This is a genomic window from Flavobacterium sp. (genome assembly GCF_043773265.1).
Classification (GTDB): Bacteria; Bacteroidota; Bacteroidia; order Flavobacteriales; family Flavobacteriaceae; genus Flavobacterium.
This window is the reverse complement of sequence record NZ_JAYVFH010000036.1, coordinates 1-5,080: the sequence shown is the minus strand read 5'-3', so window position 1 is coordinate 5,080 and position 5,080 is coordinate 1. Positions and strand designations below refer to the sequence as shown.

At 29.8% G+C, this 5,080-nt stretch carries 4 protein-coding genes and 1 pseudogene; all 5 read left to right on the top strand.

Features of this window, described 5'->3' with window-relative positions:
- On the top strand, positions 1-559 hold a 559-nt coding region (locus ACH2BO_RS01835), incomplete at its 5' end, for a vanadium-dependent haloperoxidase (protein WP_395043058.1).
- A 1-nt stretch (position 560) separates the two neighbouring features.
- Entirely contained in the window at positions 561-1,475 is a 915-nt protein-coding gene (locus ACH2BO_RS01830; protein ID WP_395043057.1) for a GyrI-like domain-containing protein, read from the top strand.
- 391 nt (positions 1,476-1,866) lie between these two features.
- Complete coding sequence (locus tag ACH2BO_RS01825) at positions 1,867-3,192, top strand: MFS transporter (protein ID WP_395043056.1); 1,326 nt, start codon at positions 1,867-1,869, stop codon at positions 3,190-3,192.
- A 52-nt stretch (positions 3,193-3,244) separates the two neighbouring features.
- Positions 3,245-4,171 (top strand): carbohydrate kinase family protein, encoded by a 927-nt coding sequence (locus tag ACH2BO_RS01820; protein WP_395043055.1) that lies wholly within the window; start codon positions 3,245-3,247, stop codon positions 4,169-4,171.
- A gap of 6 nt (positions 4,172-4,177) precedes the next feature.
- A pseudogene (locus ACH2BO_RS01815) lies at positions 4,178-5,080 on the top strand (glycosidase); the annotation flags it as partial.

The following is a 5,080-nucleotide window of genomic DNA, read 5'->3' as shown; positions in this document are numbered from 1 at the left end:
GGATTGCAATCCTTATGTAACCGTAAATCAAGGACATATGATGTTTGCCAAAAAGAAAATTACACCTGGCGGACATTGGATGGGAATTACAAAAATTGCCTGTAAAACATCGAAAGCCAATTTTGAAAAAACCGTTTATGCTTACACTGCAACATCAATAGGATTGTTCGAGTCGTTCATAAGTTGTTGGGATGAAAAATACAGAAGCAATGTTGTGCGACCAGAAACAGTTATCAATCAGACAATTGACGAAGACTGGCGACCATTATTGCAAACGCCACCATTTCCTGAATATACAAGCGGACATTCTGTGGCTTCAACTTGTTCGGCAACTGTTTTAACTTCAGTTTTTGGTGATAATTTTGCCTATTTAGATGATACCGAATTACCTTTTGGATTGCCAAGCAGAAAATTTAAATCCTTTAATCTTGCCTCAAAAGAAGCTTCTATGAGTAGATTTTATGGCGGAATTCATTACAAAGCAGCCATAGAAAATGGAATTGCACAAGGTTCAAGAATTGGAGATTATATTGTTAAAAAATTAAAATTTATAAAATAAAATGTTTCAGAATAAAAAATTACTTTCCGCATTTGTTATCCTTTTTTCCGTTTTTTTAATTTGGTATTTATTTATTAAAAAAAGCGATTATACTATAAATTTTAAAGCAAAAGCAGCCACAAGAACTATTTTTCAAGGAATTCAAGATTGGTCAAAAGTGCAATCTCAAAATACAAATAAAAAGTATAAAATTATTGAAAAACAAAATTTCGATTTTATAAAACAAGAACTGATTTCTGGGACAAATTCGTATACTTATTCATGGAAAATGAATACGATAAACGATTCCATAACCCAAGTAAGTGTTGATATAAACGAGAAAAATGCAAGTATTTACAACCGATTGACTGCGCCTTTTTTCAATACAAAATTCAAACAAGAACAACTTAAAAAAATTGAAGATTTTCGTGATGGATTGAACCAACATTTAAAAACTCATAAAGTTAAAATTGATGGTGTCGGAACTTCTGAAGAAACATTAGTGGCTTACATTAATCTAAAAAGTGTAATGCAGGAAAAAGCACAAACAATGATTATGAACGACGGAAAAATTACAGGTTTTTTACATAATAATTCAATTAAAATTAATGGAAAACCTTATTTAGAAGTTCTAAATTGGGAAGAAAACAAAGAAACTTTAGAGTTTAATTACTGTTTTCCAATTGATAAAAACACTAAAATAATTAGTGATTCATTGGTAAAATTTAAAAAACTACCAGCATTAAAAGGACTTATGGCAACATATTATGGAAATTATAGAACATCAGATAGAGCTTGGTTTACTTTAATTGATTATGCAAAAAATCACAATTATAAATTAAGCAAAAAACCACTAGAACATTTCTTTGCGAATCCTTTTAATGGCGGAAATGAACTAGAATGGGAAACTAAAATTATCATTCCTTTTTCAAAATAGTATTTTTATTATATAAAATTCAGAAAACCATTAATATCTTAATGGTGTAAAATGATTTGTTTAATAAAAATCATTCAATATAAAAATATAAAAATATTCAACTAACATCTTTGCTACACTGCGTCTTTGCAAGAATAATAAAACCCTTCATATCTTAATGGTTTAAAAACAGTTTAAAAAACTAATTGTAAAAAAATAACAATTTACGAAAACGTTTTCGAGCATTTTGAAGCATTATTTTGTAAGAATTTCAATAAATAACATCATTTGTACTCTATTTTTGAATATTAAAATCTTTTTGAAGTTAGTTCAAATTAGCATTTATTTAAAATTAATAGTTTCCATATCTTTATGATGTGGAAACTATTTTAGTTCCAATACAAAATTATTTATGACTAAAAAATTAAAGCTGAGTTTTTGGCAAATCATCAATATGAATGTTGGTTTCTTCGGAATTCAATATAGCTTTGGTTTACAACAAAGTGCTGTAAATCCTATATACGATTTTTTAGGTGCAAGTCCAGACCAATTGCCTATTTTAAATCTTGCTGGACCATTAACTGGCTTATTAATTCAACCCATAATTGGAGCTTTGAGCGATAAAACATGGTTGCCAAAATTTGGAGGACGACGAAAACCATTCTTTTTTATTGGTGCAATAATCTGTAGTTTAGCGCTATTTCTTTTTCCTTTTAGTAGTTCACTTTGGATGGCTGCAGGATTGCTTTGGATTTTAGACGCTGGAAATAACACTGCAATGGAACCATATCGTGCTTTTATTGCAGATAAATTGGACGAATCGCAACAACCAACTGGTTTTCAAACGCAAAGTTTTTTTACAGGATTCGGACAAACATTAGCAAACATTTCACTATTTATTTTTCCTATGATTTTTATTGGAACTACAGGAAAATTACCAACTTGGGTTTTTGCTTCCTTTTTTCTTGGCGCAGTTTGTTCAATCGGTTCTGTTTGGTGGAGTTCACATACGACCAAAGAAATTCCTCCTACAAATGAAGAATTAGAAAAAATAAAATCTGAAAAAATAAATATTTTTACACCTTTTGTAGACATTTTTTCAGCCATAAAAGATATGCCAAAAGTAATGTGGCAATTGGCTTTGGTTTATTTATTTCAATGGTATGCATTATTTTGCTATTGGCAAAATTCTTCTAAAAGTATTGCGCTTTCTGTGTGGAATGCAACTCCAAAATCAAATCCAAAATTATATGAAGAAGCTGTAGGTTGGACAGGTTTGGTAAATGGTTGGTACAATGTTGTGACTTTTTTGGTTGCTTTTGCATTGGTTGGTTTTGCAAGAAAATATTCTGCCAAATATGTGCATTTTACATGTTTAGTTTTAGCAGCAATTGGATTTTTAATTTTTCCACATATTGAAAATAAATATTTATTATTTCCTGCCATAACTGGTTTCGGAATTGGTTGGGCAAGTATGATGGGAATTCCCTATTTAATGGTAGTTTCCAACATTCCAAAAGAAAGATATGGCGTTTATATGGGAATAATCAATATGATGATTGTAATTCCTATGTTTATTCAAACCATAACTTTTGGATATATTATGAAACATTTTTTACATAATGATGCACGATTGGCAATCACTTTTGCAGGTGTTTTATTAGTGATTAGTGCTATTTGTACCTTGTTTATTAAATCAAAAAAACAATCTGATTTGCCTTTTGATTCTGAAAAATAGAAACAAAAAAATAACCAATTAATTATAACATTCAAACTTTAAAAAATTTAATTTGAAAAATATAGATATCATTTGTATTGGCGAAGTACTCATTGATTTTATAGGTCATGAGATAAACACTTCGATTAATAGAACCAAAGACTACCATAGATTTTTAGGAGGATCACCAACAAATGTAGCGGTTAACGCCTCACGATTGGGTTTAAAATCAATGCTTGTAGCTTCGTGTGGGCAAGATGGTTTGGGTGAGTATGTTGTTAGAAAATTAAAAGATAATAATGTAATTACATCTCAAATTTCTAAACTTGAATCTGCACCAACTTCGGTTATTTTTGTTTCAAAATCTACAGAAACACCTGATTTTATTGCATATAGAGAAGCTGATTGTCAAATTACAGAAAATCAATTACCTGACGAAATTATTGCTGATGCAAGTATTTTTCACACCACTTGTTTTGCATTGAGTAAAAATCCTGCAAGAAAAACTATTTTAAACCGAGCTAAAAAAGCTGCCGAATTAGGATTGCAATTGAGTATCGATATTAATTTTTCAGAGAGAATTTGGCCCAACCGTGAAGAAGCAAAACAAGTTTTAGCCGAATATTTATCTTTAAATCCTTTAGTTAAACTAAGTGAAGACGATTGTTACCGACTTTTTTCAGAAGTAAAAACTGAAGACTATATTTTTGACTATTTTCATAATTTGGGAGCATCAAGAATTTGTTTAACTAAAGGTAAAAATGGCGTTGTACTTTCAGATTTAGAGCAAGGTCTTTTTTTTCAAGAAGCAATGCTAATTGAAGAAATAAAAGATGCTACAGGTGCAGGCGATGCTTTTTGGACAGGATTTTTGTACGCTCAATTACACAAAAAAGACCTTGTAGAAAGTATTTCTATTGCCCAAAGATTAGCATCAATAAAATTGCAGAATGTTGGACGATTACCAGATAATATTAATATTTTATCTAAACTTTTATAAAATAGTATGCATCAAAATAATTCAAAAATTTTAAGTGGTGTTATGCTAAACGCTTATCCTGATAGTATAGGAACTAAGTTAAGCGATACGGTAAGCATGCTAAAAATGCCAGAATTTAAAGATGTTTTTTCTTTGTTTTATGTATTGCCAACCTTTTTTAATAGCGATTTAGACAGAGGATTTTCTGTTATTGATTATGATATAAATACAGATTTAGTTGATTTAAAAGATTTGCAAGAGATTGAAGAGCTTAATATTAAGCTAAAATTTGATATTGTTTTAAATCATCTTTCGGTAGCTTCGCCGCAATTTAAAGATATTCTTAAAAACGGAAATCAATCTGAGTTTAAAGATTTTTTTATTAATTGGAATGAGTTTTGGGAAGGAAATGGCATAATAAACGAAGAAGGTATTGTTGTTCCAAAAGCAGAGTTTCTCGATAAGTTATTTATGAGAAAATCGGGTTTGCCTATTTTAAAAGTGCATTTTCCTGATGGAACAGAACAACCGTTTTGGAATACTTTTTATCAGCAAATAACGTATAGTAAAATATCGATTTCCGATTTACAAAATATTAAAGAAGCGACAGAAAATCAACAGCTATTTATTTGTAAAAAAATAAACGATGCAATTGAAAATAATCAAGATTTTGGTACAATTGATTTTGAAGATTGTGTTTCCTTCAAATCAGAAATTTTGCAAATTGTAGAGCAAAAACGTTCTTATCTCGGACAAATGGATGTAAATGCGACATCGCCATTAGTATGGGAATTTTATGAAGAAACATTAAAAAAAGTCAGCGATTATGGAGGTAACATTCTTCGTTTAGATGCATTTGCGTACTTACACAAACAAGTAGGTGAGTCCAATTTTTTTAATAAACCAGGAACTTGGAATTATTTGGAGCGA